24 protein-coding genes and 1 tRNA gene are annotated in these 25,026 nt (G+C 56.1%); 3 read left to right on the plus strand and 22 right to left on the minus strand.

The annotated features are described in order from the left end of the window. Positions 1-3 precede the first annotated feature (3 nt). The 6 genes from RAE21_RS14045 to RAE21_RS14070 form a co-directional block, all read right to left on the minus strand. Positions 4-627: a hypothetical protein gene (locus RAE21_RS14045; protein WP_313881906.1), complete on the minus strand. Its 624-nt coding sequence runs from the start codon at positions 625-627 to the stop codon at positions 4-6. A 3-nt stretch (positions 628-630) separates the two neighbouring features. Next, positions 631-1,449, minus strand: a complete 819-nt coding sequence (locus tag RAE21_RS14050; protein ID WP_313881907.1) for an ATP-binding protein — start codon at positions 1,447-1,449, stop codon at positions 631-633. Beyond that, positions 1,449-2,204: a BRO-N domain-containing protein gene (locus RAE21_RS14055; protein ID WP_313881908.1), complete on the minus strand. Its 756-nt coding sequence runs from the start codon at positions 2,202-2,204 to the stop codon at positions 1,449-1,451. Before RAE21_RS14055 ends, RAE21_RS14050 begins: the two co-directional genes overlap by 1 nt. A gap of 2 nt (positions 2,205-2,206) precedes the next feature. Further along, on the minus strand, positions 2,207-2,686 hold the full coding sequence (locus RAE21_RS14060) for a hypothetical protein (RefSeq protein ID WP_313881909.1): 480 nt from the start codon (positions 2,684-2,686) through the stop codon (positions 2,207-2,209). Positions 2,687-2,699: 13 nt separating this feature from the next. After that, entirely contained in the window at positions 2,700-2,963 is a 264-nt protein-coding gene (locus RAE21_RS14065; protein WP_199231834.1) for a helix-turn-helix transcriptional regulator, read from the minus strand. Between the two features lie 274 nt (positions 2,964-3,237). Continuing rightward, complete coding sequence (locus RAE21_RS14070) at positions 3,238-4,407, minus strand: MFS transporter (protein WP_313881911.1); 1,170 nt, start codon at positions 4,405-4,407, stop codon at positions 3,238-3,240. A 52-nt stretch (positions 4,408-4,459) separates the two neighbouring features. Here RAE21_RS14070 and RAE21_RS14075 point away from each other — a divergent pair, with 52 nt between their 5' ends. Then, complete coding sequence (locus RAE21_RS14075) at positions 4,460-5,266, plus strand: AraC family transcriptional regulator (RefSeq protein ID WP_313881912.1); 807 nt, start codon at positions 4,460-4,462, stop codon at positions 5,264-5,266. A gap of 65 nt (positions 5,267-5,331) precedes the next feature. Here the strand turns inward: RAE21_RS14075 and RAE21_RS14080 are convergent, their stop codons facing one another. The 9 genes from RAE21_RS14080 to RAE21_RS14120 form a co-directional block, all read right to left on the minus strand. After that, positions 5,332-5,802, minus strand: coding sequence for a hypothetical protein (locus RAE21_RS14080; protein ID WP_313881913.1), 471 nt, complete (start codon positions 5,800-5,802; stop codon positions 5,332-5,334). Continuing rightward, the gene (locus RAE21_RS14085) at positions 5,799-7,205 is read right to left on the minus strand and encodes a recombinase family protein (protein ID WP_313882710.1); all 1,407 of its coding nucleotides are present in this window, start codon (positions 7,203-7,205) and stop codon (positions 5,799-5,801) included. Before RAE21_RS14085 ends, RAE21_RS14080 begins: the two co-directional genes overlap by 4 nt. 115 nt (positions 7,206-7,320) lie before the next feature. Next, a complete protein-coding gene (gene istB / locus RAE21_RS14090; RefSeq protein ID WP_313879687.1) occupies positions 7,321-8,148 on the minus strand; it encodes an IS21-like element helper ATPase IstB in 828 nt (275 codons plus the stop codon). After that, positions 8,145-9,218, minus strand: coding sequence for an IS21 family transposase (istA, locus tag RAE21_RS14095; protein ID WP_428984048.1), 1,074 nt, complete (start codon positions 9,216-9,218; stop codon positions 8,145-8,147). The genes istB and istA overlap by 4 nt, the downstream gene beginning before the upstream one ends. A gap of 137 nt (positions 9,219-9,355) precedes the next feature. Continuing rightward, the gene (locus tag RAE21_RS14100; RefSeq protein WP_108418350.1) at positions 9,356-9,823 is read right to left on the minus strand and encodes a DUF2924 domain-containing protein; all 468 of its coding nucleotides are present in this window, start codon (positions 9,821-9,823) and stop codon (positions 9,356-9,358) included. A gap of 14 nt (positions 9,824-9,837) precedes the next feature. Next, positions 9,838-10,047 carry a hypothetical protein gene (locus RAE21_RS14105; protein WP_313881914.1) on the minus strand — a complete coding sequence of 70 codons (210 nt, stop codon included), beginning with the start codon at positions 10,045-10,047 and terminating at the stop codon, positions 9,838-9,840. Between the two features lie 99 nt (positions 10,048-10,146). Continuing rightward, complete coding sequence (locus tag RAE21_RS14110) at positions 10,147-11,148, minus strand: hypothetical protein (RefSeq protein WP_313881915.1); 1,002 nt, start codon at positions 11,146-11,148, stop codon at positions 10,147-10,149. 21 nt (positions 11,149-11,169) lie between these two features. After that, positions 11,170-12,045, minus strand: coding sequence for an ImmA/IrrE family metallo-endopeptidase (locus RAE21_RS14115; RefSeq protein ID WP_233250160.1), 876 nt, complete (start codon positions 12,043-12,045; stop codon positions 11,170-11,172). A 38-nt stretch (positions 12,046-12,083) separates the two neighbouring features. Continuing rightward, the gene (locus tag RAE21_RS14120; protein WP_108418353.1) at positions 12,084-12,431 is read right to left on the minus strand and encodes a helix-turn-helix domain-containing protein; all 348 of its coding nucleotides are present in this window, start codon (positions 12,429-12,431) and stop codon (positions 12,084-12,086) included. Positions 12,432-12,648: 217 nt separating this feature from the next. Here RAE21_RS14120 and RAE21_RS14125 point away from each other — a divergent pair, with 217 nt between their 5' ends. Beyond that, complete coding sequence (locus RAE21_RS14125; RefSeq protein ID WP_108418354.1) at positions 12,649-13,893, plus strand: hypothetical protein; 1,245 nt, start codon at positions 12,649-12,651, stop codon at positions 13,891-13,893. Positions 13,894-14,165: 272 nt separating this feature from the next. Then, positions 14,166-14,834, plus strand: a complete 669-nt coding sequence (locus RAE21_RS14130; RefSeq protein WP_313881917.1) for a hypothetical protein — start codon at positions 14,166-14,168, stop codon at positions 14,832-14,834. A 317-nt stretch (positions 14,835-15,151) separates the two neighbouring features. On the opposite strand, the gene RAE21_RS14135 is transcribed toward RAE21_RS14130, so the two are convergent. From RAE21_RS14135 to rpoC, 7 genes are all read right to left on the minus strand, one after another. Next, positions 15,152-15,227: transfer RNA gene (locus tag RAE21_RS14135), tRNA-Phe, on the minus strand. Positions 15,228-15,252: 25 nt separating this feature from the next. Next, positions 15,253-15,924 (minus strand): response regulator, encoded by a 672-nt coding sequence (locus RAE21_RS14140; RefSeq protein WP_313881918.1) that lies wholly within the window; start codon positions 15,922-15,924, stop codon positions 15,253-15,255. A gap of 37 nt (positions 15,925-15,961) precedes the next feature. Then, positions 15,962-18,244, minus strand: a complete 2,283-nt coding sequence (locus RAE21_RS14145; protein WP_313881919.1) for a sensor histidine kinase — start codon at positions 18,242-18,244, stop codon at positions 15,962-15,964. Positions 18,245-18,249: 5 nt separating this feature from the next. Further along, entirely contained in the window at positions 18,250-18,813 is a 564-nt protein-coding gene (locus tag RAE21_RS14150) for a DUF4390 domain-containing protein (protein ID WP_313881920.1), read from the minus strand. 25 nt (positions 18,814-18,838) lie between these two features. Beyond that, a complete protein-coding gene (gene rsmB / locus RAE21_RS14155; protein ID WP_313881921.1) occupies positions 18,839-20,164 on the minus strand; it encodes a 16S rRNA (cytosine(967)-C(5))-methyltransferase RsmB in 1,326 nt (441 codons plus the stop codon). Beyond that, complete coding sequence (locus tag RAE21_RS14160) at positions 20,161-20,709, minus strand: hypothetical protein (protein WP_313881922.1); 549 nt, start codon at positions 20,707-20,709, stop codon at positions 20,161-20,163. The genes rsmB and RAE21_RS14160 overlap by 4 nt, the downstream gene beginning before the upstream one ends. An 87-nt stretch (positions 20,710-20,796) precedes the next feature. Next, positions 20,797-25,023: a DNA-directed RNA polymerase subunit beta' gene (gene rpoC, locus RAE21_RS14165; RefSeq protein ID WP_313881923.1), complete on the minus strand. Its 4,227-nt coding sequence runs from the start codon at positions 25,021-25,023 to the stop codon at positions 20,797-20,799. Between the last annotated feature and the right edge of the window lie 3 nt (positions 25,024-25,026).

Below are 25,026 nucleotides of genomic sequence, written 5' to 3' on the forward strand. Positions count from 1 at the left end.
TCCTTACTGAGCCCAGCTCGGCTTGCCCGAGACAGGTGCGCGTTGAGCCTGAGCAGCCGAACTATTGGCTGGTGCGCTGCTGGAAGGAGGGGCTTGATAGGTAGCGGCAGGACGCTGAACTGCTGGTACTCCCGAGGACGAGTAGCCGGGTTCACCAGGTTCCACGGCGATCTTCACCACGTTGCGCAATTCCCCGCGACCGTCCTTCTCGACATCGATGCGGGCCATAAACTCAATGCCATCGAGCTCATGAAAACCTTGAATGCGACGCGCCGCTGCCGCTTGGGCAGAGTTGTCTTGCGGTGAGATGTTGCGCGAGGAGTTGAGCACCGCACGGATGAAGGTGCGACCCATGTTTCCCCACGCAGGACCTTTGTTGCTTTGCAGACCGACGTTCGACCACATCTTGCGACGGGCATATTCGCCGTCCAAGATCACGAACTCGCAAGCCAGAAAGATGCTCCCGGTTTCAAAGCTCTGAGTTGCATAGCCACCGGTCCAGCCCTGAGCTGCATCATCGTGGCCACCGGGTTTGATCGTCATGCGCACCGGAGCTACCGTGCCCTTGGGGATCAGGTCAAAAGATTGTTGTTGTTCGGCATCGTTGAAATCGTTCCAAGCGGACATGGTTTACTCCTTGTTGTTTTGAGGTTGGGTTGCAGCAGCGCACTTTTCGATGAGTGCGAGCAGGTTTGGGGGTTCGAGCATTTCCAGCTGGCCCGAACGGTCTTTGGCAGGGAAGCCATAGGGGTTGAGCGTGTGCGTGACGAACGCGCGATAAGACGCACCGTCTTCAGCCTTTATCTCGGCCAGCGTCACAACTTCATCGACGATTCCAGGCAACTCAGCTGCTGTCTTGGAGCCTTCGATTTGCGGGACAAACACCTTGCGATTGAAGTCGTCCAGTCGTTCATCCAGGATGGCCACGAACACGACGTTCTTGCCGCGTGCGTGCTGCAGGTGCATGAGGGCACCCAACATTTCCGAGCCGAGCAATCCATACGCACCACGGGTGTCTGGCTTGCCTGTACGGTCAGAAACAGCTTGCGGCTGTGTCTTCGCCCAGATGAGCGCCAGACGCGCCAGCACTGTGATGCTGTCAACGAAATAGCAGTCGTACTTGGCCAACTGAGTAGGGTCACCGAACTGTTCGCAAACATGCGCGTAGTGCGCCTGCGAATAGGGAGCCTCAGGAGGCAGCGCAGGATTAGGTCCTGCCAAAAACACGACCAGGTCGCGGAACTCCGGCCAGGTGGTTGGACGCACGCAGTCACCACGCCAGTCTTTGACAGCGAGGTCTCCTGCCTCAAGATCAACGAACAAGGTCTTGTCTTCAGGCAGTGTCTTCAGCTGGGTGGTTTTTCCGATGCCACTCTTGCCGAGCAGAACCAGCTTCACGCCCTTTTTCTCGCGCATGCGTTGGTCGGCGGTAATGATTGGAAGTCCCATCACGCCACCTCACGCAGTTCTTGAGCAACGCTCGGATTCCAGAGAATCTGGTATCCGCTGTGTCCATTGCGTGAGTACGGCATCGCTTCCGCCCACGCCTCACCCGGTTCGGTAAGCTCCCACTCATCACGCTCATTGCGCACCTGCAGACCCAGGTTGGCCAGGCGCAGGTTGGTGGTCTTGGCCGAGAGGCCGACCAGCTTGCCCAGTTGCGTGGCATTGAGAGAGCAGATCGGCTCGTTGGCTGCAGGCAGAGCGCGACGCAAGGTCTCGATGGTCAGTCCGGTGTTTTCATGGATGCAGGTCAGCGTGGCCGCCATTGCAATGCCCGCCTTCACCCCTGGCACCTTAGCCACTGCCTCACCAATCAGAAGCAGCGAGGTAACTCGGTCTTGAGTAGGTGCGGGCAATGCAGCCATCGCAGGCACGGCATAAGAGCCGGTCTTACGGATGGCGGGCAGAACCTCATGCGTGACCCAACGCTTAAATCGTTTTGCTTCCGCTTTACGACTACCAAGCACGAGGTTGTAGAGGCCAGACTCGCTGACCACGGTCATGGACTGACTCCCGCCAGGGGTCGGAATTGAATTCCGATCCTTTTCGTCTTCATCCAGACGGGCGACAGCCTTGTGGGTTTCGGGCAGTTGCAAGACTGCGCATACGTCGGCTGCAACAAACCAGGGATCACCTTGGTCGTCTTTCACGACACGAATTTCTCGACCTTCATAGTCGAACGGCATCAATTGCTGATTCATGATCAGACCTCCGATTCAGGGGAAATGTGGAAAGAGGGCTTGCCTGCCTCGACCGTGCGGGCGTCGGCGAATTGCTGCTGCAATGCGGGCGGCCAGTTCGTGTACCGGGATTCAGGTACCGACAACTTGACGTCGAGATAGCTCTCCACGGTTTCACCGGAGGCGACGATGCGCTCGGCGATGGTCTTGAGCTTCTTCTGATCCCAGGAGACTTTCTTGGGCAGATCGAACTTCACGTGCAAGCCATCGGCTTTGACGTGCGCGGTCCCGAAATCACGCCCGGAAGCGTTGAGGCTCTCGCGACCTTGCGCACCGAAGCGTTGGTCCAGAGCGCCATCCAGTTTTGTACGAGCCGCTTTGAGCCAGGCAATGGCCTGATCCAAATTGGTATCGACCTCCACCAGTTGCTGCGCAGGCAGGTTGGCCAGCTGGGAAACGGACATCTCAGCAATGTCGGCAGGGAAAATGGACAAGTCGTTCATCTCTGTCCTCCCTTCAGGCCGTCGCGCGCTCGGACGTCGAAACGTGCAGAGCGTTTTTCTCGAAATCCAAAATCATCTCGAGCGCATAGCTCACGCGCTTGGACAATTTCAGATACTTGGGACCACGACCTTCGCAGCGCCAGCGTTGAAGTGTTTTGGGGCTGATGCCCCAGCGCTGGGCCAGTTCGTTCTCGTTGAGCACCCGGCGATCTCCGGGTGACAGGGTGTTGATCGCTTCTTGAGTCGATCGAGTAAGTGAGGTTGCCGTTGCTGGCATGAAGTACTCCTTTGACGTTGTTGAGGAACAGGTGTCATTGGAGATTTCGGGTGGCGAACATACGAGGGACCGATTGGCGAACCACGCGGAAACTTCTGGTTCGCCAATGCACCGCCACAAATGAAAACGGCGAGCACTTGGCTCGCCGGTGGTGAATTTGCCTGATGTTCAGGTACTAAATTTTTGTAGTCCAGATGTCCTTTACGGGCACTGTTAGGTGAGTGTCTCAGTCCGACCCAAAGCCGTCGTTGAATCAATAAGCAGGCGATTCGCTTTACTTGGAAGCCTTTTTCTGTGCGCTTGGTAGCAAGCTCACCACGGCGAAGGTCATGCACGACGTTGCAGCCATAACCCAAATCAGGGTTGTGAATCCTGCGGCTTTGACGATAGGGCCAATCAACCAGACCGCCAGTGAACTGGCCCCCAGCGATACGGCCAAACGCATGCCTGAAACTCGGGACCGCATGGCATCGTCCACAAAACGGACGACCATGACATCGGTGAATGGGATGGCACCGAAGATGGCGGCCATGAACAACAATTGGGCCAGGTAGAACATCCAGCCTTCTGTATTGTTCGCTAGCACTAAGGCTATGAACTGCACCACGATCACAGAGCGGTAGAGCGTTTTCAACGCGACTTTGTCCAGCAAGTGCCCAATCAGCAGTTGGGTCAATGAAGCCAAAACGTAGACGCCAGCCAGGAACGCACCGATCAGTGCTGGGTCCTGTGAGATCTCGGAAAATTTGTTCGTCAGCAGCTCAAAGTTGCTGCTTGTAGAGAAGTTGAACAGCATGCTGCCACTGGTGGCGGCAATCGTCATGATCATCAGCAGCTTGGGAATAGAGATGCCATCGTGCTGACCTGTTGCCGCCTTCTTTTTGGCGGGGGCAGTGGCTTCGCTGGGAGCGCACAAGGCGAACACCACCCCGCACAAGATGCTGATCACGCCGGGAATCACGAATGCCATTCGCCAGCCGAAATACTTGATGAACAGCCCGGTCACGGCGGCGGCGACGGCCAGACCCAAATTGCCAGCCAATCCGTTCACACCGATGGTCCAGCCAGGACGCTCAGCGCCCTGAACCAGCATGGGGATGCCAACCGGGTGATAGATGGATGCTGCACAGCCCAGAATTGCCAGGGCAAGTGCCAGCTGCATTGGCGAATTCGTTGTTGCGACCAGGATAGAGGCCAGCCCGATGCCCACAAAAAAGACAATCATCATCTGACGCCTCCCCCACAGATCACCCAATCGGCCTGCGGGCATGGAACCCAGACCAAAGAAGAAAAACGCCGCCACGCTGTAGGGCATGAGGTCTTCCCACCGTTCCACCCCGAAATCTTTGGCGATGGTGGTGACCGCTGTGGCAAATATCAAGAGAAACATATGGTCAAGCGCGTGACCGATGTTGAGAAGAAGGTTGGTAGATTTGTTGTGCATGGCCAAATGTTGCCTTAGGATGGCCTGACTGATATATCCCCAAACGCCATAAATGAATCCAAAACCGCCAAAGCACCCCAAGTCGTCTGACGCCTTGAGTCACCACCCGGACTCCCACAAGGCCAATGAAGTGCCTCGCCCTGTGTCAGCCTTTGCTCGAAAGGACAAAGCTGGTCATGTCATCAAGCACCATTTCCATGAGCGCGATCAACTCATTTACGCCATCCGAGGTGTCATGACCATCGAGGCTCTGGGTTCGATCTGGACCATTCCTTCCAACTACAGCCTTTGGATTCCGGCGCTTGTCGAGCATTCGGTCAAGATGAACACCGCCGTCGAGATGCGGACCTTGTATCTCCAGCCAGGCACGGTGAAGGCGCCGTCTGATGAGTGTCAAGTGCGTGCCGTTTCACCACTGTTGCGTGAACTCATTGTGCGATCAATGACCGTCCCGCCTCTGTACAACCAGAAAGGGGCTGATGGCCGACTCATGCAAGTGATCGTGGATGAAATCAATCAGCAACAAAAATTGCCGTTCTCGCTCAAAGTTCCCGCAGACAGACGTCTTGCACAAATTGCACGGCATTTACTCGACACTTTGGATGAATCGGTGTCGATTGCTGAGTTGGGCAAACGCGTGGGCCTCTCGGAGCGAAGCATCATCAGGTTATTCCCTTTGGAGACAGGGCTCACGCTTCACAGTTGGCGGCAGCAGGCAAGACTGATGCACGCATTTGCGTTAGGAGAACAAGGCAAGCCCATCGGTGCCATCGCTCAGGAACTGGGGTACAGCAGCACATCAGCCTTCGCAAAAATGTTTCGCAAGATGTTCAATCAATCGCCCAGAGAGGTTCTGTAAGGACTTATAGGCTTGCGATGAATGACCGCTCCTGGCCGTTTTCAGTCAAATCAAGCTGAGCCAAATCACACAAAGGCAAGCATCCTTTTTTGCTTTTCCCAGTCGCGTGGCAGGGGCTCATGACGCCCACGGATCGTCTGCAGATTCAGATGCCGTGGCTGGGAACCGTCCAGGATGGCCTCAATGATTTCGGGTGCCAGATTCGCCATGCGCATGACCTCCGCGACCCAGCCCGGCTCCAGCTTGAAAGCCCGAGCCAGATCGGTCGCAGTGGCGTACTTGCCCTCATCGAGCAAGCGCTGCCAATAAAACGCCTTGCCCAGCGTTTTAATCATCGGAATGTCCAAGCCGCCGGACATGACGTTGGCCCCAGTGCCTGACGGTGGGGTCAGCAGCTTGCGGTTTTGTTTGCGGCGGATCGTCAGCGGGACCATGGTCACACGCTGAGTGCCATCCATGATTTGCCGCGCCGCCCCCCCCACATCAATGCGCACACTGCGCAGCCTTGGGTTGCCTTGATATGCCTCGCTCGTCATGCCATCACCTCCTCTGCGTATTCCTTGGTCTCTTCCACGTAGGGGTGGGCCACGATGCTTGGATCCAGTCCGATCCAGCCATCCTCGCGCCAATGGATGTCCAAGCTACCGTCCCTGAAGTCCACGCGTTCAATGAGCAACTGTGCAATGCGCTGTTGCTCCGCCGGAAACAACTGCTTCCAGACATCGGCAATTCGTCGCATCGACACCACCACCTGGTCTTCTTGAAGATCGGCTCCGGCACTGTGCTGCAGGCATGATCGCCAAACGCCAATCAGTGGCTCCGGCTCCATCAGCGCCAGCTCGATTTCATTCAAAACCGCAGCCTCGATTTCAGCTGCCGGGAGCGCACCGATGCTTTGCCCGCGTCCATCTTGGGTTGCGCCTGCGCTGCGTCGCTTTTCCAAGTACGGCACGTAGTACCGATACATGCGGCCATTCTTTTTCTTGGTGTAGTGATGGATCATGCGCTGGCCATCGGGTGCAAACAACAAGCCGCCCAACAGCGCCGGGTATTCGTCTTTGCGCACCCTTGGGCCTTGCTTGCGCCGGTTGACGAACGCTTGCACGCCATCCCACAGCTCCTGCGAAATGATGCTGGTGTGTTGCGCTGGGAAGAACTCACCCTTGTGGCTGATCTCGCCAAGGTAGAGCCGGTTTCGCAGCAGGCAAAACAGGTACTGCTGATCGATGGGGCGACCCGCACGGTGCTGGCCGGATTGTGTGACCCAAGACTTAGTGCTGTGACCTTCGATCTCCAGTTCGCGCACAAGGCGTGCTGCCGAACCGTGCTCCGCGTACCGACGAAAGATGTCCTGCACCAGACTGGCCTCTCGCTCGTTGACCAGCAGTTTGCGATCGACCACGTCATAGCCCAACGGAGGCGTACCCCCCATCCACATGCCCTTGGCCTTGCTGGCTGCGATCTTGTCTCGGATGCGTTCGCCCGTGACCTCACGTTCAAACTGTGCAAAGGACAGCAAGATGTTGAGCGTCAGTCGCCCCATCGAAGTGGTCGTATTGAACTGCTGTGTGACCGAGACAAACGAGACGTTGTTGCGATCGAACACCTCCACCAGCTTGGCAAAGTCGGGCAGGCTGCGTGTGAGCCGGTCGATCTTGTAGACCACCACCACATCAATTTTTCTGGCCTCGATGTCTGCCATCAGGCGTTTGAGTCCAGGACGATCAATATTGCCACCGGAGAATCCGCCGTCGTCGTATGTGTCATCCAGCGCCAGCCAACCTTCGTGGCGTTGGCTGCTCACGAATGCGAGACCAGCATCGCGTTGTGCTTCCAGGCTGTTGTACTCCTGGTCCAAGCCTTCATCGGTCGACTTGCGCGTGTAGATCGCGCAGCGCTTTTTGGGGATGATGTCAAACGCAGTTTCGATTTGATACAGCTGTCGAACGCAAACGCGGCGTGGATTTGATACACCGTTGTGTGGGGCGATTGTCTGTTTTGTCTTTGCTTGTCTTTCAAGCAGTCAGTGGCTCGCCACTGACTGCTTGGCGCCCTTAGGCTGCCTGTTCCTCCTGTGTATCAAGGTGACTGCGTTTTCGTTTGAGTAGGGTATTGCTGCTGGCGGCAATCACACCGGCACGCCGCTTATCTTTCAGGCGATAGGAGTCTCCTGAAATCGGGACCACATGGGCGTGGTGGAGCAGTCGGTCAAGTAGCGCCGCTGTCAGCGTGGCATCGTCTGCAAACGTCTGGTCCCATTGCCCAAACGGCAGATTGGAGGTCAGGATGAGACTTCCCACTTCATAGCGTTTGGCAATGACTTGGAACAGAAGATTCGCCTGTTCCCGATTCATGGGAAGGTACCCGACCTCGTCAATGATCAACAGCCGGTAGGGACGCACGATGCGTTTGATAGCCTCTTCCAGGGTGTTCTGCCGTAGTGCCGTGCTCAGTGTCATCAGCAGATCTGCCGCCGTGATGAAACGCGTCTTGATTCCAGCCTGGGTTGCCCTGTAGCCCAAGGCGATGGCCAAGTGGGTTTTGCCCACCCCACTGGCGCCCAGCAAGACCACGTTCTCGCTGCGCTCCACGAAGGCCAGACTGCCAAGCTCCTGTACCAGGGGTTTGGGCACGCCGCTGGCAAACTGGAAGTCAAACTCATCAAGCGTCTTGATGGCGGGGAAGCCCGCTATGCGCGTGAGCATGGCGCGTGTTCTCTCCACTCTGGCTAGAGCCTCGCCACGCAAGGCTTGCTCCAGGAACTCCAGGTACCCCAGCTCTTTCTTGGCCGCCATTTGCCCCAAGTGGGCAAGCTGATCGGGTAAGTTGAGCAGGCGCAGCTGATCACACAGTTCACGCAGTCTTTCCATTTGCAGGCTCATGGTCGTCCTCCTGCTGAGGCTTGGTTGTGCACCAGCGTGTCATACATCGCCAGAGGATGCTGCAGGCCTCGCCATGCCGCGGCTGGAATTGGCCGGACTGCTGCGCCGCTACCGGTGACTTTTTGCAATTGACGCACTGTTCGCCCACTGTAGGCGCTGGGGATGGCCAGCAGATGTGTGCGCTCCTGTTGCAAAGCCAGTGCCGGCACACACCCAGTGGTTCCGTGGATCCGCACATTGGCAACGTCACGCAGCCAGGTGCGCATTTCCCGATTGGCTGTGTCCGCGTCCACCACCAAGCATTGCTGCTTCATACTCGCCACCAATGGCACCCAGAAGCTGCGCCGGATGTAGCCATTCATGCGTTCGACTTTGCCCTTGGTCTTGGCCCGATAGGGCTTGCACACCCGCGGCACAAAGCCATGGTGGTGCGCAAAGTCAGCAAAGGCACCCTGGAACTGGTGCAGGTTCTTGCCGTAGGCGTCACGCTTGAGGATGACGGTCTTCATGTTGTCGTACAGCACTTCACGGGTGACTCCACCAAAGCTCTCGAACGCCCTGACATGGCACGCCAGTAGTGTCTCCAGCTTCATGTCTGTGACAAACTCCGCGAAGGTCGCCCGGCTGTGGCCAAGCGTTGCCACAAACGCCGCCAACATGCCGTCTTTATGCCCAGACTTGCGGAACTCGATCCAGTCCATCTGCATTTGCTCACCGGGCTGGGTCTCGAACCGCACAACCGGATCCGGGCGCGCCTGTGGACGCAACTCCTTGAGGTACTCCTGCAGGATGCGCACGGAGCCCGTATACCCCTGTGCGGCAATCTCACGCTGCAGCACCGTTGCGGGAATCCAATCAGGCTTGGCCGCCTGAATACGTCCAGCCAAGTAGTCCTTGAATGGATCGAGCTTGCTTTTACGTTCCGGCAGTTTCTTCATGGCCGGCGGACCGCCCTCCAAATACTTACGCACCGTGTTGACTGCCATTCCAGTTTGCGCCGATATCTCGCGCAAGCTCAGCCTGTGCTTCCTTAAAACCTTGAGTTCCATGTACTCCTCGTTCGTAATCATTGCCAGTCCCATCCATGGTTCGGATGGCTTGGCACGTTAGTCGAGGTGTATCAATTCCTCACCGCGTTTGCGTGTCATTTTCATACTGCGCGTGACAATGAACGAGGGCGTGCTTGCCACTGCTGTGCGAGAGGTTCTCATGCGGCCTCCTTCTTGGTCGACTTCAACCCAAAAAAGGCAGGGCCAGACCACGGGCAACCAGCGATCAGTCGTGCGATCGCCGACAAGCTCTTGAACCGTTGGCCACGATATTCGAAGTCGCGCACGCCGCGCACAACCACCTTGTGCTCTTGGTCGTCAAAGAACCGGCTGAGCATGGTGCCCGGCAGCAGGCGATCAGCATCACCTTGCAAGCGCTTGGGAAGCACCCCTGTTTCGCCGATTTCCTCCAACTTCCTACGCGTCGTCGGCTTGAGAGAGCCGAAGGCCTTTTCCTGAATCTTGTAGGCCAGTCGGGACTCCAGCCAGGTGCGATGGTGGTGCTGTGGGCGTTCATCAAAATGCGCGTCCCACATGGCCCAGATGTTCTGCATGGGCAAATGCGGAAGCTGCGCAACTTGCGCCGCGATGGATACTGTTTTTGATTGTTCTGCGTGTGTCGTCATGTGCAAACTCCTTCTTAGTGATCGGTGTTTGCATTCACGCTCTTCTGGCCAGCGAAGCCAAGTGAAACCTTCCTACTGTCGCGAATAGGTGAAGGTTTCTGCGCAGATGACTCAGCTTCGCGCAGTCGCAGCAGGGCCACTGCGATTAGATCGACGACTTCTTGTTGCGGGTGTCGAGGGCCTGCGCCAGCCCTGAGATTAGAGGTTTGTTCGTTGTTGTGCATGGTCAGCGTTCCTGTAAAAAACGCTTCTCATGCTATGGGCCAAGGTCACTTGGCGTAACGTGTTATGTGGTGGATCATCCTATGTCGTAGAGGTTTGGGTCACCTGTGACCTGCCACCCATTGCTTACGGTGCTCATCGCGTCTGGTCGCTTGACTTGTTTCGGAATCAAAATCATCTATGAATTTGGCCTTACTTTTCTGCAACGCCAAAATTGCTGTCTCCTTCTCACCCAACCCCATTCGAGCCTGCGTTTCTACAACCGATGCGCGCTGCCTATCCTCTAGGACCTGCAATCGCCGTTTTAACTCGGCCAGAGAAGATTGACTTGATTGAATTGCATTACGCAGCACCGTTGGATCAAAGCCTTCGGCTTTAAGGTCATACATCCGTTGTCGATCAGCCTTCACTTTCGTGATGAGTTCTTTGACCTCTCCAACGTCGGCGAAATTTTTCTCTATGTCCTGCCTGTTCTCAGCTTGCTTAGCTTTGATCGAAGCGAGTCTTCTTTTGCCACTGCCAATATCACCTACAGCTTGGCCACGACGACTTTTTGCTGCTGACAGGTCTCCGTGACTTTGGCCAAACATTGAGTGCCGTGGCAACTTCTTTCCGCCATTTCCAAACAGAAGTGGATTGCGTTCAGATTTGGAATACCAGCGGCCAACATCTCCTTTTGCGTCTTCAAGATCTTCGTAGGCATCTTTGAGGTCATCATGCGCTTCTGTGCGATCGGCCTTTATGCTTTTTGATTCTTCGATCAGGGCATTTTTTTGCTCTAAGAGATGGTTTTTCCTTGCGTACAAATCATCAAGCTCAGTCTTGTAGTCTCTTTCAAAAACCAGCAGCAGTTGTTGATTTTTTTGAAGCTCAGTCTCAATAGCAGATACCTGACGCCGTAGAGGGTTGATATCCCCAGAAAATTTCTGTTCACCGGCGATAGTTGCCTGGCTCCTTATCTGAGATGCTTCCCTGTTGAGTTCGCTTGAATCAAAGCGCAACTCTGCCTGCGCCAAGTGGTGCTTTCGCAGCTCACGCTCATATCGCGGGTAGTCAAAGTTGACTCTGGCATTTTGGATGAACGTCTTAATGGCCTTGAACATGGTCAGTCCAGATTCCTGATGTCAGGATTTTCTATCGCTGACAAACTGATCGAAGCTGTCGAAGCTCTCCTGATTCTGCCAGGAGTTATCCCATCGGCGTGGTTCGGCATCTTCAAGGATCAACAACGTCAGCACGCGGTCGCGTCCGCCATAGCTGTGCTTGAACTCCTGCAGCTTCATGTATGGCTGCTCACCGACGCACCACACAGCAGCGGACATATCGATCCCATTCCACTCCTGAGGAATGGACTCATCTGCTGCTACGGTATCGCGCAGAGGTTCAGCGGGATCACTCAGCCTTCGAATGCGGGTGTTGCTCAACACAGCACTGCGGCTGCGCCATTCGTACTTGAGAAAGCCGTTGTCCCAGTGCAGCAAGATCGCACGCTTCTCCGTGAACTTGATGAAGCGGATGCATAAGGCCTCGAACGACACGCCGAATGTTTTGGCCAAGCCACTGAGCAAGTGAAGGTCAACGTCCTGACTGGTGATGCGATCACGCAGGACATCGCCAGGCATCAACAGATTGCTGGCGAATTCATCCGCCTCGCGTTCAATGTTGGCTGCTGTGTCTTGACTGAAATGAACTGCGGCTTTGTCGCAATTGAAGGTGCGTCGCTTTGCCCTGTGCAGAACAAAGTGCCCCAGCTCATGAGCAATGGTGAATCGCTGGCGCTCAGGGCTGGCCTCTGGGTTGTAGAAGATTCCCCACTCGGCAGGATCATTGGGATTGCAAACCAGCATCCCTTCAACACTGCTCACGGTTGAGGCCATAGGGGGCTTGATGATTTTGACCCCTTCACCGTAGGGCGTAGTTGGCAGCCCCTCCCGAACCCTGTCGAGATCAATGTACGCAGCCTTCTCCTCATCGGCGACACGCATCCAACGCAGGATCATGTTCGCCGCTTTGCTTGGGGTCAGGTCTAAGCTGCCACTCAACGCTTGGGTTCCTCTTGTGCAGAGCCGGGGAACATCAGCTTCATCATGTCTTGAACGCGATTTTTCTCATCCTCCGACATGGTGGCGTACTGGCGGAAGAAAGCCACATCTTCAACCGTGGCCTCGGGGACCTGTTCGTTGGTCTCGTTCATGAGGTCTTCCATCGTGACCCCCAGAACCTTGGCCAGCAGATGAACCCGCTCGGCGGAAGGGCGCTGCCCCTCTTTCATTTCCAGTTCCCAGATGTATGCCTTGGTGCAGCCAACTGCGTCGGCCACTTGCTGCAATGTCAGCTTCTTGGCCTCCCGCAGACGTCGCAACCGCGCTCCTAAGGTCGATGCCATGGCACAGCTCCTGTCTGAATCAAAACAGCCTAATAGTATAGCACCAAGATACACCATCCACCACCATGTTCTACGTTGTTTGACAAGCGGAAATAAGCGGGACACAATTACGCTGTATCTCGCCACTTTACTTTGACGGGGTATTTGTAAACAACCCGTCGGCCCGCGCCAGCATCCCCTGTACGCAGAACACCGACATTTCATAAGGACCAGAAAAATGAAAAAAACCTTTGTCGATGTGCTGCTCGAGCTGCCCGTAGACGCCACCTTGCAAAACTTCCTGGCTGCCAACGGGCTGCCCTTACCGGACGATCTGTCCTGGTCGGATGGCCAAGAGGTCACCCAGACCGTGATCGAGGCCATCCGGTCTTGGCCTGACGAAATTGCCCGTGATGCACTCATTGCCAAACTCATGGCAAGCGTTGGACTGGGGGATGCAGCGGGCAAACAGGCAATGTTTCAGGTGGCCCAAAAGGACGGTGCCGCATTGATGGGGTTGGTCGCCAGCCAAAGTGACATCCATCGCTCGTTCTGGCTGTACGTGAACCACCCCGAGCTGTTTGATCTGGCCGGTGATGTGGACTTCTTCGAGCGCCATGGCACCCAGGCACAACAGAACGATCTGGGCGTCAAACGCAAGCCCAACACATCCGAAGCCGCAATGCTCGGCATGCGCCAATCCATCTCGGCGTTCTATCAGCGGGAGCTGCAATGCGGCGACGGCAGCGTGGCCTATGTGCTGGAGCGCTCCCCCGATGTCTATCTGCTGACGGTCCATGTCAAAGACCTAGCTATGCTGCGTCTGGAGTTCGAAGGCTCGAACCTGACCCGTCGCGTCGGCAATCCCAACATTCACATGGTGCTGGAGTATTCGGCCAAGACCGGTGTGGCGCGCACCCTGGTCAAGGGCGGGGTCAAGTACCACAACATGCTGCTAGAGGCATTCGCAGAGCATCTGCTGGGCACGAAGGTCGATGCCCACCGCATCAAGCCGCCCACACTGGACCTGTCTGCGTTGCGGCTGGGTTTTGATGTGCCCCAGGCGCTGACCACCGATGGGTTCATGGCGGTGCAGATCAAGACCCTTTCACTGCTCAGCCCCCACGGCGACCTGAAGGTTGAATGCACGGCCACCGCATCAAGCGACCAGCAATGTGTGACCGAACTGATCGCAGAGTCCTTCCCCAACGAGAACCCGCTCAAGCGCAACTGGCAGATCAACTCGGCGCACATCAACCTGTACTACCCACCCGAACCCGGCAAGATGCGATCGAAGGTCATCACCATCGAGATCACCCGCAAAGGCCGACTGAACCTTCACAAGTTCGACGCCAAGATGCAGGCGCAGCTCGAAGGCTACCTGGTTGCCCTCGGCATTCTGGGTGCCGACCAAACGCTGAACGCCAACGAGCAGCCGCCCGGTGAAGACGCCTTCCAGTCCGAACCCGCGTACCAGGAGTGAGCGTGAACTCACATCATGCTTGGTCGTTGGTGTGTCGCTTGTTCGCTGAGGGAACGCACGTCCATCGCTGGGCGTTGTCCCCTCACGAGGTGGCTGCATGCACCTTGCTCGGCTCTGCCATAAAGCCTGCGCCCGTCAATCAGCAATACGTACTTTGCCCACATTGCAACCTGCACCGTGGGCAAGTCGTCGGTGATGGCAAAGGCGGCAGGCTTTGCCAATGCCCTGAATGCGGCCCAATCCAAATCGAGCCACAGGATCTGGCAGCGGTCGTGCTCAACGAGGATTGGCTGCGCAAGAAGTTGCGCTTGGCCTTGGAGATCAACAGCCGCGACGGCATCGATCAGGTTGGCCCGGGCATTTGGCGGCTGGGAGATGCCAGGCAGGGGCCGGTCATTCTGGCCCGCAGCCTTTCTACCCTTGTGCGCACACCTGGGATCTTGGATGGTTTCCGAGTCAAGGGTGCAAGCCTGCGGGTCATCACACCCAAACCCATCGACCAGACTGCCCACCCGTTCGCTGCCGACATCGAGTGGCTGCCACTTCAGGAGCGGTTCGCCTTTTACGGCGACGGCATCTCCTTTATCGCCCCACAGGGCAACCGCCCGGAAGAAACGCCACGTGAGCCCGCTAAACCGGTTTACGGCCCCTTCGCGGACGACTTCCGCACGGTGCTGCTGCCAGAGTACGGCCACATCAACCTCACCGAGGCGCAGGCATCCGTGTTCCAGTCGCTTTGGTCGTTCAAGGGTGAGCCCATGCGTGCCGAACGAATCATGGAGCGTGCAGGTTTGGACAGCGACAAGCCCATCGATGTGTTCAAGGTGAAGTCACGTGACAAAGGAAAACCGGGAGCCGATCGTCCGTTGATGGCGTACCGAGAGTTGGTGGTCACGGTGCAAAGACCGGGGCTTTACTCGATGCCGTGCTCCGCTGGGTGACTACTTTCGGGGGCGATTTCTCAAAGCGTTGTGTGCGACAACACACAAACCTCATGGTTTGCCTCAGCAAGTCGATAGCAAAACCTTCGTATCCGACACACGCGTAAGTTGTTGCCGTGAAAGGCGTTCTGCGTGTGCCACAGCGTGAGGGTTTGCAGAAGTTTAGTGAGAAGAGAAGGCGGAATATGAGATTTGGGGGTCAATACCGCCCCAAGTACTGGAGGGGGTTGGCACACGTAGAATTGCGCCGCACCCCGCGTGCTCTGGGGATGGCCCAAATGAAAACGCCCAACTGAGAACAGTTGGGCGTCTTGGATTGGTGGCCTGGGGCGGAATCGAACCACCGACACAAGGATTTTCAATCCTCTGCTCTACCGACTGAGCTACCGGGCCTAAGCCTTGAATTCTAGCATTAAATTTAGACGTTATTTCGTTTGCCGCGAGAAAGATCAACTCCGAGTTGTTTCAGCTTGCGGTAAAGGTGGGTTCTTTCCAGCCCGGTCCGCTCGGCGACCCGCGTCATTGAGCCATTTTCTTTGACCAAATGGTATTCAAAGTAAGCCTTTTCAAACTCATCGCGAGCTTCCCGCAATGGCTTGTCCAATTCGAAATCTTGATGCGCTTGTGGACCCGTTTCAACAAGACTCACCACCGAGAGGGAATCGACAGCGATGGGTTCTGGCAATGCGCTGTATTCGATGGGTGTTGGCGCCGCCTTGCGCACCGCACCACGCGTGAGCCCTTGCTCGACCGCTTTCAAGAGCTTTTGAAGTGTGACGGGCTTCTCGAGGAACGCGAGTGCTCCTATTTTGGTAGCTTCGACCGCAGTGTCGATGGTCGCGTGCCCGCTCATCATGATCACCGGCATGGTGAGGGCACCAGTGGAAGCCCACTCCTTCAACAGGGTGACGCCGTCGGTGTCAGGCATCCAGATATCCAGCAAGACAAGGTCCGGGCGCTCCCGCAGGCGGGCTGCGCGGGCTTGCGCTGCGTTTTCGGCGAGCTCTACCGTATGTCCTTCATCATTAAGGATTTCGGAAAGAAGCTCACGGATGCCGTGCTCGTCATCCACCACCAAAATATTCGCCATATTGCTTGCGCTGCCCCTTGTGAAACCCGTTTAGCGTTCAGGTCGCTGCGTCGGGTGCAATAGCCAATGATAACGACACTTGCGCACCCAAGATGACGCCGTCTTTTTGTATGTTGCCTATGTCAATCCGTGAGCCATGCTCGTCAGAAATCTTCTTCACCACAGCAAGTCCCAGGCCAGTTCCTCGGGTTTTGGTGGTGACATAGGGCTCAAACGCCCTTTTCAAAATGTTCTCGGAGAATCCGTCGCCTTGGTCGCGGATAGACAACCGGACCCTGCGGTTGGCGGACTGCCACTGGGTGCGAATGGTCACGGTGCGCACGATGTCATGCGGAGTGGTTGCAGACAGGCAGGCGTCCTGGGCGTTTTGCAGCAGGTTGTGAATGACCTGTCGCAACTGCTCCGCATCGCCCAAAACGGGAGGACATTCGGGGTCCAACTCCAGGACTACAGGTACTTTGGTGTTTTCCAAGTCATACAGATGGAGCACGTTTTTCACGAGGCTGTTGAGCATTAGGGGCTTGAGTTCAGCCGCAGGCAGGCGGGCGTAGTCACGAAACTCGTTGACCAGACGCTTCATCGAGTCGACCTGATCCACGATGGTTTTGACGGACTTGATCAGAATTGCATGCTCAACCGCCTCTAGCTTGCCGCTCAGTTTTTTTTCTAGACGCTCGGCGGAGAGTTGAATCGGCGTTAAGGGGTTTTTGATTTCATGTGCCAAACGACGGGCGACCTCGCCCCATGCTTGCGCGCGCTGGGCCGACACGATTTCCGTAATGTCATCAAAGACCAATAGCTGATGATGCGAAGGAAGCTCCGCACCCCGCGCTACAAGGGTTACGGGTCCTTCGAAGGGGCTGTTGACGGTGGATACCGAACCCGACAACTCAAACGGCTGCTGCCAATGGTCTATGGCTTGGTCCTGATTGCCTTCAACCAAAATGTCGAACTGCTTTTTCGCCCCAGCGCCAAACAGTTCCAGACCTTGGATTTCGGATAGCCGCTCCCCTTCAAACTGCTCCAAGTCTTTCTTCAGGATCCGCGAGGCTCCGGGGTTGGAGCTCACGATGGCGCCGGTTGGGTCCAACACAATCACGCCTGACGTGAGGTTATCGAGGATCGTTTGCAGATGGGCCCGGGCCGAATTGACCTGCGACATACTGACTTCGACAGCCTGCCGCGCATCTGAGAGCTGTTGCGTCATGGACGCAAACGCGCGCGTGAGCCCGCCGAGCTCGTCGCGCCCCTGCAAAGCCAGCTTGGGTGTCAAGTCGCCTGCCGCCACCTGATTCACGCCTTCTGTCAACAACAGGAGGGGGCGTGCAATCTGGTTTCCCAGCACAACTGCCAGCAAAATTGCAGCAAACACCGCCAAGAACAAGCTCAAAGTGAGTGTTCCGATGTACATGCGCTTCAACCCTTCCCGACCCAACGCACGTTCTTGATACTCACGGTTTGCACGATCAACAGCCAAAGCATTGCTGACGAGGCTTGTGGGGAGCGCTTTTGTAACCAGCATGTAGCGCGCTTCGGATGCCAAGCCGAGGTTCGGGTTTGATATTGGCACCAAGGCTTTTATCCGGGCGGTCGTCAAACCATCCATCGCCACATCATCCAAGCCCTCTACCCATGCCAATGATCTCTGCTGTCTCGCACTTCGAAACTGGCTATTGGTTGGTTTATCCGGGCTCAGTTGGAACTTAGATTGACCGGTGCTCACGATCAAAGCACCTGAGCCACTCCAGATCGTGATGTCGGTTGCACCCAGTTGGTCCAGTAACTTTTCCGCGATCAGACCAGAAGCACCCTCCGGACTTTCGGCCAGTAGACCGGCCGCCGCTTTGGACTTCCCGGCGAGGTCGACAGTCAGCGTATCTAACGTGACCCTCCCCAAATTCAAACCCGCTTCGAGTGCACCTTCGACTTTGACGTCAAACCAGGTTTCGATCGAACGCGATACAAATTGGTAAGAGACGACATAGATCAACAGCCCCGGAGCGACCCCCACCAAAGCGAAAATCGTGGCCAATTTTAAGAGCAGCTTGCTCCCGAATCGCCCCTGCCGCAGTCGGGTGACAAGCCTGTAACTCACCCATGTAATTGCACCCACCAAGAGGCTCGCAACCACCACATTCACCATGAAGAGCGTTTGATAGCTACTTTCGTAGAGTTCACGGTTGTTAGTGGCCTGCGTCAGGAGATACAGCAAAGTGAGGCCAATCAGCACCATGACCGTGGAACCAATCGCAATTGCGCGACGCATCGGGCGCGATGTGTGCTGGACTTTCGTCGGATCAGCCCTTTCAGCGTGGGCCATGTCGCTCACTTGCTGAACTCCGGCAACAGGGGCTGGGAGCGGAGGATGTTGATGTCCCAGTCCGTTTGCCCCAATAGCCCGATTTGAAAGGGGCGTGGCAATTGGCTTACATCCAAGTTGAACCGGAAATCTAAGCGATAGCGCCCGGTCGGTTCCAACTCACCGGGCCCGGCTACTCGCCAGCGGCTGATTTTCTTCACGGACAACATCGCAGCAGCCAAGGTGTCATAGGACTGACTCAGTGTCAAACCCTGACCAGCTGCACTGGAGGGGCCGGCACTGATGCTCACACGCCACCGCCTGGTCAGGGGCTGATAAGCGAGCTTGTAGTGCCTGGAGACTGCGGAGAGCGACTTGTCATACCAGTACCAGCGCTCTCTAAGCACTTCGGCTTCCGCCCGAAAATACACGGGGATGCCCCGCAGCAGAGCATCCTCCACGGAAGAGGAGAGCTCGAATTGCACTTGTGCGTTGAGTACGACTTCTTCGGCGTAGCGCTCCACCTCGAACTGGGTGACTTCCACTTGCGTTTGTGCAAAGCAAGGCCACAGCGCGGAGACAAGCAGCAACGCGCACAGTCTGTGCAGGAGCTTTTCAAACCCTCGTCTTTTCGAACAGTGCATAAAAGAAGCCGTCATGGTCACCGATTTGATTGTCGGCCATCACGGATAGAGTGGGCACTGTAGCGGGAATTAAATGGCCGGGAGACTGAAGAAGGCGAGCGTCCTTGTTGTTATCTAGAAACGCTTTCACTTGTTCATCCCCCTCGGCCCTGAAAATGGAGCAGGTGCAGTACAGCAAGCGCCCACCCTCTTTCACCAAGGGCCATAGTCCCTTGAGGATCCGCCGCTGCTCTGCGGCAAGCTGTGCCACATCTGTGGGGCGGCGCAGCCAACGTATGTCGGGATGCCGCCGAACAATGCCCGAAGCGGTGCAGGGGGCATCCAGCAAAATGTAGTCAAAAGGACGGCCATCCCACCAAGTGGGAGGCTCAGCGGCATCGGCGCAGAGCACCGTCGCAGTCAGGCCCAAGCGGTTCAAAGTTTGCTCGATTCGCTGAGCCCGGTTTGGATCAATTTCCAACGCAAAGACATCCGCCTCGACGAGCTCCAAGAGGTGGGCAGTTTTTCCGCCTGGCGCAGCACATGCGTCCAAGATGCGTGGCCGTTCTTGAGGAGTAGCCGCCTCAAGCAAAAGTGTCGCGGCAACTTGGGCGGCACCGTCCTGCACGGAGACCCACCCCTCTTGAAAACCGGGGAGCTGGGTTACCGCGACTGGTTTTGCCAATTCTATGCATGAACCGTAGGCGTTGCTGACCTCGATACCGGCTGTTTGCAGTGATAGTGCGTATTGCGCGCTTGTCACTTTGCGGAGGTTTACGCGCAACGTCATTGGGGGATGGCGATTTGCTGCCGTCAGCACCGCTTCCCAACGGTCGGGATGATCCTGCTGTACTTTTTTGATCCACCAAAGGGGATGATTCCAACGGGCCTCCAAGCGCCTACCTGCCTCTGCAAGGAGCTGGGGAGCCTCTCTCAAATACCGCCGCAAGCAGGCGTTGATGAAATTTGCCTGGGGTCGGGTGCGCGGGCATTGCTTGGCAGCCTCTACCGTTTGATTCACCAAAGTGAAAGCGTCATAACTGGCATCTGCATCGTTCGATAGGAGGCCCAACGCGAGACACAACAATGCGTCAGCGTGTGGGGCTGGCGGTTTTTTGGCGAGGAGCGAGCGAATCGCAGTCGATCTGCCTTGATTACGCCACGCATGAAAAGCCAACGCTTGAACCGCTCCACGCAAGTGAGGCGGCACAGCATCCATGGCAGCACTACCTGATTGACCGTTAGATACCTGCAAGAGGACATCTACAGTCGCCTTCAATTGGCGCCACAGCTCGGGCGACCTTTGTATCTCACTCATTTGATCCCTATTAATGCACTAACCTTGAATCCGAAAAAATGTGCAACCCAACAAGCAGGCGCCTCACTGACGCCCTCGTTGTAGTCTTTCAATATCGCGTTCAAGGCATCTGAAATTAAGATAGCTTTTGCTGTACTCGCCTCCCACTCGAGGCGAAATGAATCGGGAACACAAGGCCCTGCCAAATCAGGAGGGGCAGAAACCCAAGCGCTCCATGCTGTCATCAACTTCGCCCAGCTCTCTGTTCGCTGCTGCTGGGCATCCATATCCAGACGATCTTTTCGGGGAGCAGCCCAGACCTCCTCCATGAGTCGCAGCGCTTGTAGCCATTCCGCACGGTATTCGTCTGATGCGTTGTTTGGCGTATCCGCAGGACTTGCAACCAAGCGATGTTGTAAGGGCAGTATCCCTGACAAGACTTGCTTCTCGAGAGCACTCAGTATCGCGAGTGCCCGCGCACGGAGCCGCATCAAGCGATTGTGTACGCCCATCAACCAAAACAACAGGCAGGCACAAAGCAACCACACATAAAGCGTCTGTCCCATTTCTAGCCTCGTTCTCCATTTGCAACTCAGCAAAAAAAACGCCCCAAGTTGCGCGCAACCTGGGGCGTTTTCGTTCAGAAGCGCAGATTACTCAGCAGAGGTATCGTCCGCAGCAGCCACGTCTTCTGTCAAGTCAGCCGTACCAGCCAGCTCAGCGGCCTCAGCTTCAGCGATGGCACGACGTTCAGCGTCATCCATGGACTCACGGACTTTACGTGCTTCGTGATAAGCCAAGCCGGTACCAGCAGGAATCAAGCGACCGACGATCACGTTTTCCTTCAGTCCGCGCAGCTCGTCGCGCTTGCCCATGATGGCAGCTTCGGTCAACACACGGGTAGTTTCCTGGAACGAAGCCGCAGAAATGAAACTGTCTGTCGACAACGATGCCTTGGTAATACCCAAAAGCAAGTTGGTGAAGGTTGCAGGGATTTTGCCCTCACCACGCAAAGCGTCGTTGGTGTTGAGCATTTCAGAACGCTCCACCTGCTCGCCATTGATGTAGCCGGAATCGCCAGCGTTTTCCACGACGACACGACGCAACATCTGACGAACAATCACTTCAATATGCTTGTCGTTGATCTTCACGCCTTGCAAACGGTAAACGTCTTGAACTTCGTCCACGATGTAACGCGCCAACTCTTCTGAGCCCAACAAGCGCAGAATGTCTTGCGGATCGGCTGGGCCGTCCACCACCGACTCACCCTTGTTGACCACCTGGCCTTCGTGCACCAGGATGTTCTTCTCCTTGGGCACGAGCTCTTCCCAGACCTTGCCTTCTGGATCGGTGATTTGCAAGCGGACCTTGCCTTTGGTTTCTTTACCGAAGGACACGGTACCGGTCACTTCAGCCAAGACACCCTTGTCTTTCGGCGAACGTGCTTCAAACAGTTCGGCCACGCGTGGCAGACCACCGGTAATGTCGCGGGTCTTTTGACCTTCGATAGGAATACGGGCTAGCACTTCGCCGGGGCCCACGTCCTGACCGTCACGCACCTGAACCAACGATCCCACAGGGAAACCGATAGTCACGGAGTGGTCGGTTCCGGGAATCTTCACTTCGTGACCCGATGCATCGATCAGCTTCACTTGTGGACGCACTACCTTGGCAGCGCCGCGACGCTTGGGGTCAATAACCACCAAAGTCGACAAGCCAGTCACCTCATCCACCTGCTTCGCAACGGTCAGGCCTTCTTCGACGTTTTCGAAATGCGCCTTACCCGCGAACTCGGTAATGATGGGGCGTGTCAAAGGATCCCAGTTCGCCAAAATTGCGCCGGCCTTAATGGATTGATCCACCTTGACAGTCAACACGGCACCATAAGGAACCTTGTGGCGTTCGCGCTCACGGCCATGCTCATCGTGAATGATGATTTCGCCGGAACGAGCAATCACCACCAACTCGCCCTTGCTGTTGGTCACATAGCGCATCGTGGCATTGAAGCCGATGTTGCCGTTGGATTTGGCTTCCACGCTGGAAGCGATCGCCGCACGGGATGCCGCACCACCGATGTGGAAGGTACGCATGGTCAGCTGAGTACCGGGTTCACCGATGGACTGCGCTGCAATCACGCCGACCGCTTCGCCGCCGTTGATCAAACCACCGCGACCCAAGTCACGTCCATAGCACTTGGCACAGATACCAAAGCGGGTTTCGCAAGTCAGAGCGGTGCGGACCTTGACTTCGTCGACGCCAGCAGCTTCCAGCATTTCGATTTCGTCTTCGTCCAGCATGGAGCCCGCGGGCAACAGCACGCCACGTGTTTCAGGATGCAAGACATCATCCGCAGCGGTACGACCAAGAATACGGTCGCGCAGGGATTCAATCACTTCACCGCCTTCAACAATGGCGCGCATCAGGTAACCACCGTGTGTGCCGCAGTCTTGTTCGGTCACCACCAGATCCTGGGTCACATCGACCAAACGACGTGTCAGGTAACCGGAGTTCGCTGTCTTCAACGCGGTATCGGCCAGACCCTTACGGGCACCGTGGGTGGAGATGAAGTACTCCAACACGTTCAGACCTTCGCGGAAGTTCGCGGTAATAGGCGTTTCAATAATGGAGCCATCAGGCTTGGCCATCAGACCCCGCATGCCGGCCACCTGACGGATCTGGGCAGCAGAGCCGCGCGCACCGGAGTCGGCCATCATGTAGATGGAGTTGAAGGATTCCTGTTGTACCTGGTTGCCATGGCGATCGGTCACCAATTCCTTGGACAACTTGGCCATCATTACCTTGGACACTTCGTCACCCGACTTGCCCCAGATATCCACCACCTTGTTGTAGCGCTCACCGGAAGTCACCAGACCGGACACATACTGCTGTTCGATCTCTTTTACTTCCTTCTGGGCGCGACCGATGATGTCGTGCTTTTCCTGTGGCACCAACATGTCGTCGATACAGATGGAAATACCTGCCTTCGTTGCCAAACGGAAACCGCTTTGCAGCAGCTTGTCGGCAAACACCACGGTTTCCTTCAGTCCGCACTTGCGGAAGGACACGTTGATGAGCTTGGAAATTTCCTTCTTCTTCAACGCTTTGTTGATGTTGGCGAAAGGCAGTCCCTTGGGCAGGATTTCAGACAACAAGGCGCGACCCGCGGTGGTTTCCCACAGCTTGGTTTCAGGCACGAATTCGCCAGTTTCCTTGTTCTTGGTCCATTCAGTCAAACGAACGTTGATACGTGCGTTCAGTTCCACTTGGCCCGCGTCGAAAGCGCGCTGGACTTCACCGGTATCCGCAAACACCAGACCCTCACCCTTGCCGTTGATACGGTCACGGGTGGTGTAGTACAAGCCCAACACCACGTCTTGCGAAGGAACGATGGAAGGTTCGCCGTTGGCAGGGAACAGCACGTTGTTAGAGGCCAGCATCAAAGTGCGAGCTTCCATTTGCGCTTCCACCGACAGCGGTACGTGCACAGCCATTTGGTCACCGTCGAAGTCGGCGTTGAAGGCCGCGCAAACGAGAGGGTGCAACTGGATAGCCTTGCCTTCAATCAGAATAGGCTCAAAAGCTTGGATACCCAAACGGTGCAGCGTTGGCGCACGGTTCAGCATCACGGGGTGCTCTTTGATGACCTCTTCCAGAATGTCCCACACCACGGGGGTGCCGGATTCAACTTCTTTCTTGGCAGCCTTGATGGTGGTCGCAATGCCCATGGCTTCCAGGCGCGCGAAGATGAATGGCTTGAACAATTCCAAGGCCATCAGCTTAGGCAGACCGCACTGGTGCAGTTTAAGCGTTGGGCCCACGGTAATCACGGAACGACCAGAGTAATCTACGCGCTTGCCCAGCAAGTTCTGGCGGAAACGGCCGCTCTTACCCTTGATCATGTCGGCCAAGGACTTCAAGGCGCGCTTGTTGGCGCCAGTCATGGCCTTGCCGCGACGGCCGTTGTCCAGCAAGCTGTCCACGGCTTCTTGCAGCATCCGCTTTTCGTTGCGGGCAATGATTTCAGGGGCCTTCAACTCCAGCAAACGGCGAAGACGGCTGTTGCGGTTGATCACGCGGCGATACAGGTCGTTCAAGTCGGAGGTCGCAAAGCGGCCGCCGTCCAAGGGAACCAGGGGACGCAAGTCCGGTGGCAGAACGGGCAACACGTCCAACACCATCCACTCAGGCTTGATGCCGGATTTCTTGAAGGCTTCCAGCACTTTGAGGCGCTTGGCGTTCTTCTTGATCTTCAGCTCAGAGCCGGTCAGGTCGTTGCGCAGCTTCTCGATGGAACCATCGATGTCAATGCTTTCCAGCAAGTCTTTGATGCCCTCGGCGCCCATTTTGGCAATGAATTCATCGCCGTATTCTTGGAATTTGGCGTCGTAATCGTCCTCAGACATGATGCTGTATTTCTTCAGCGGGGTCATGCCGGGGTCGGTCACCACGTATGCTTCAAAGTACAACACGCGCTCGATATCACGCAAAGTCATGTCCAGCACCAAGCCCAAACGGCTCGGCAAAGACTTCAGGAACCAGATGTGTGCGCAAGGCGCAGCCAAGTCAATGTGACCCATGCGCTCACGACGCACTTTGGTCTGTGTGACTTCAACGCCGCATTTTTCGCAGATCACACCGCGGTGCTTCAGGCGCTTGTACTTACCGCACAAGCATTCGTAGTCCTTGATGGGCCCGAAAATCTTGGCGCAAAACAAGCCATCACGCTCAGGCTTGAAGGTGCGGTAGTTGATAGTTTCAGGTTTTTTGACTTCGCCGAAAGACCAGGAACGGATCTTTTCAGGCGACGCCATGCCGATCTTGATGGCATCAAAATGCTCATCGGGCGTGAACTGCTTGAACAGGTCGAGTAAAGATTTCATGTG

Origin of the sequence: Rhodoferax potami (assembly GCF_032193765.1) — a bacterium.
Lineage (GTDB): Bacteria > Pseudomonadota > Gammaproteobacteria > Burkholderiales > Burkholderiaceae_C > Allorhodoferax > Allorhodoferax potami.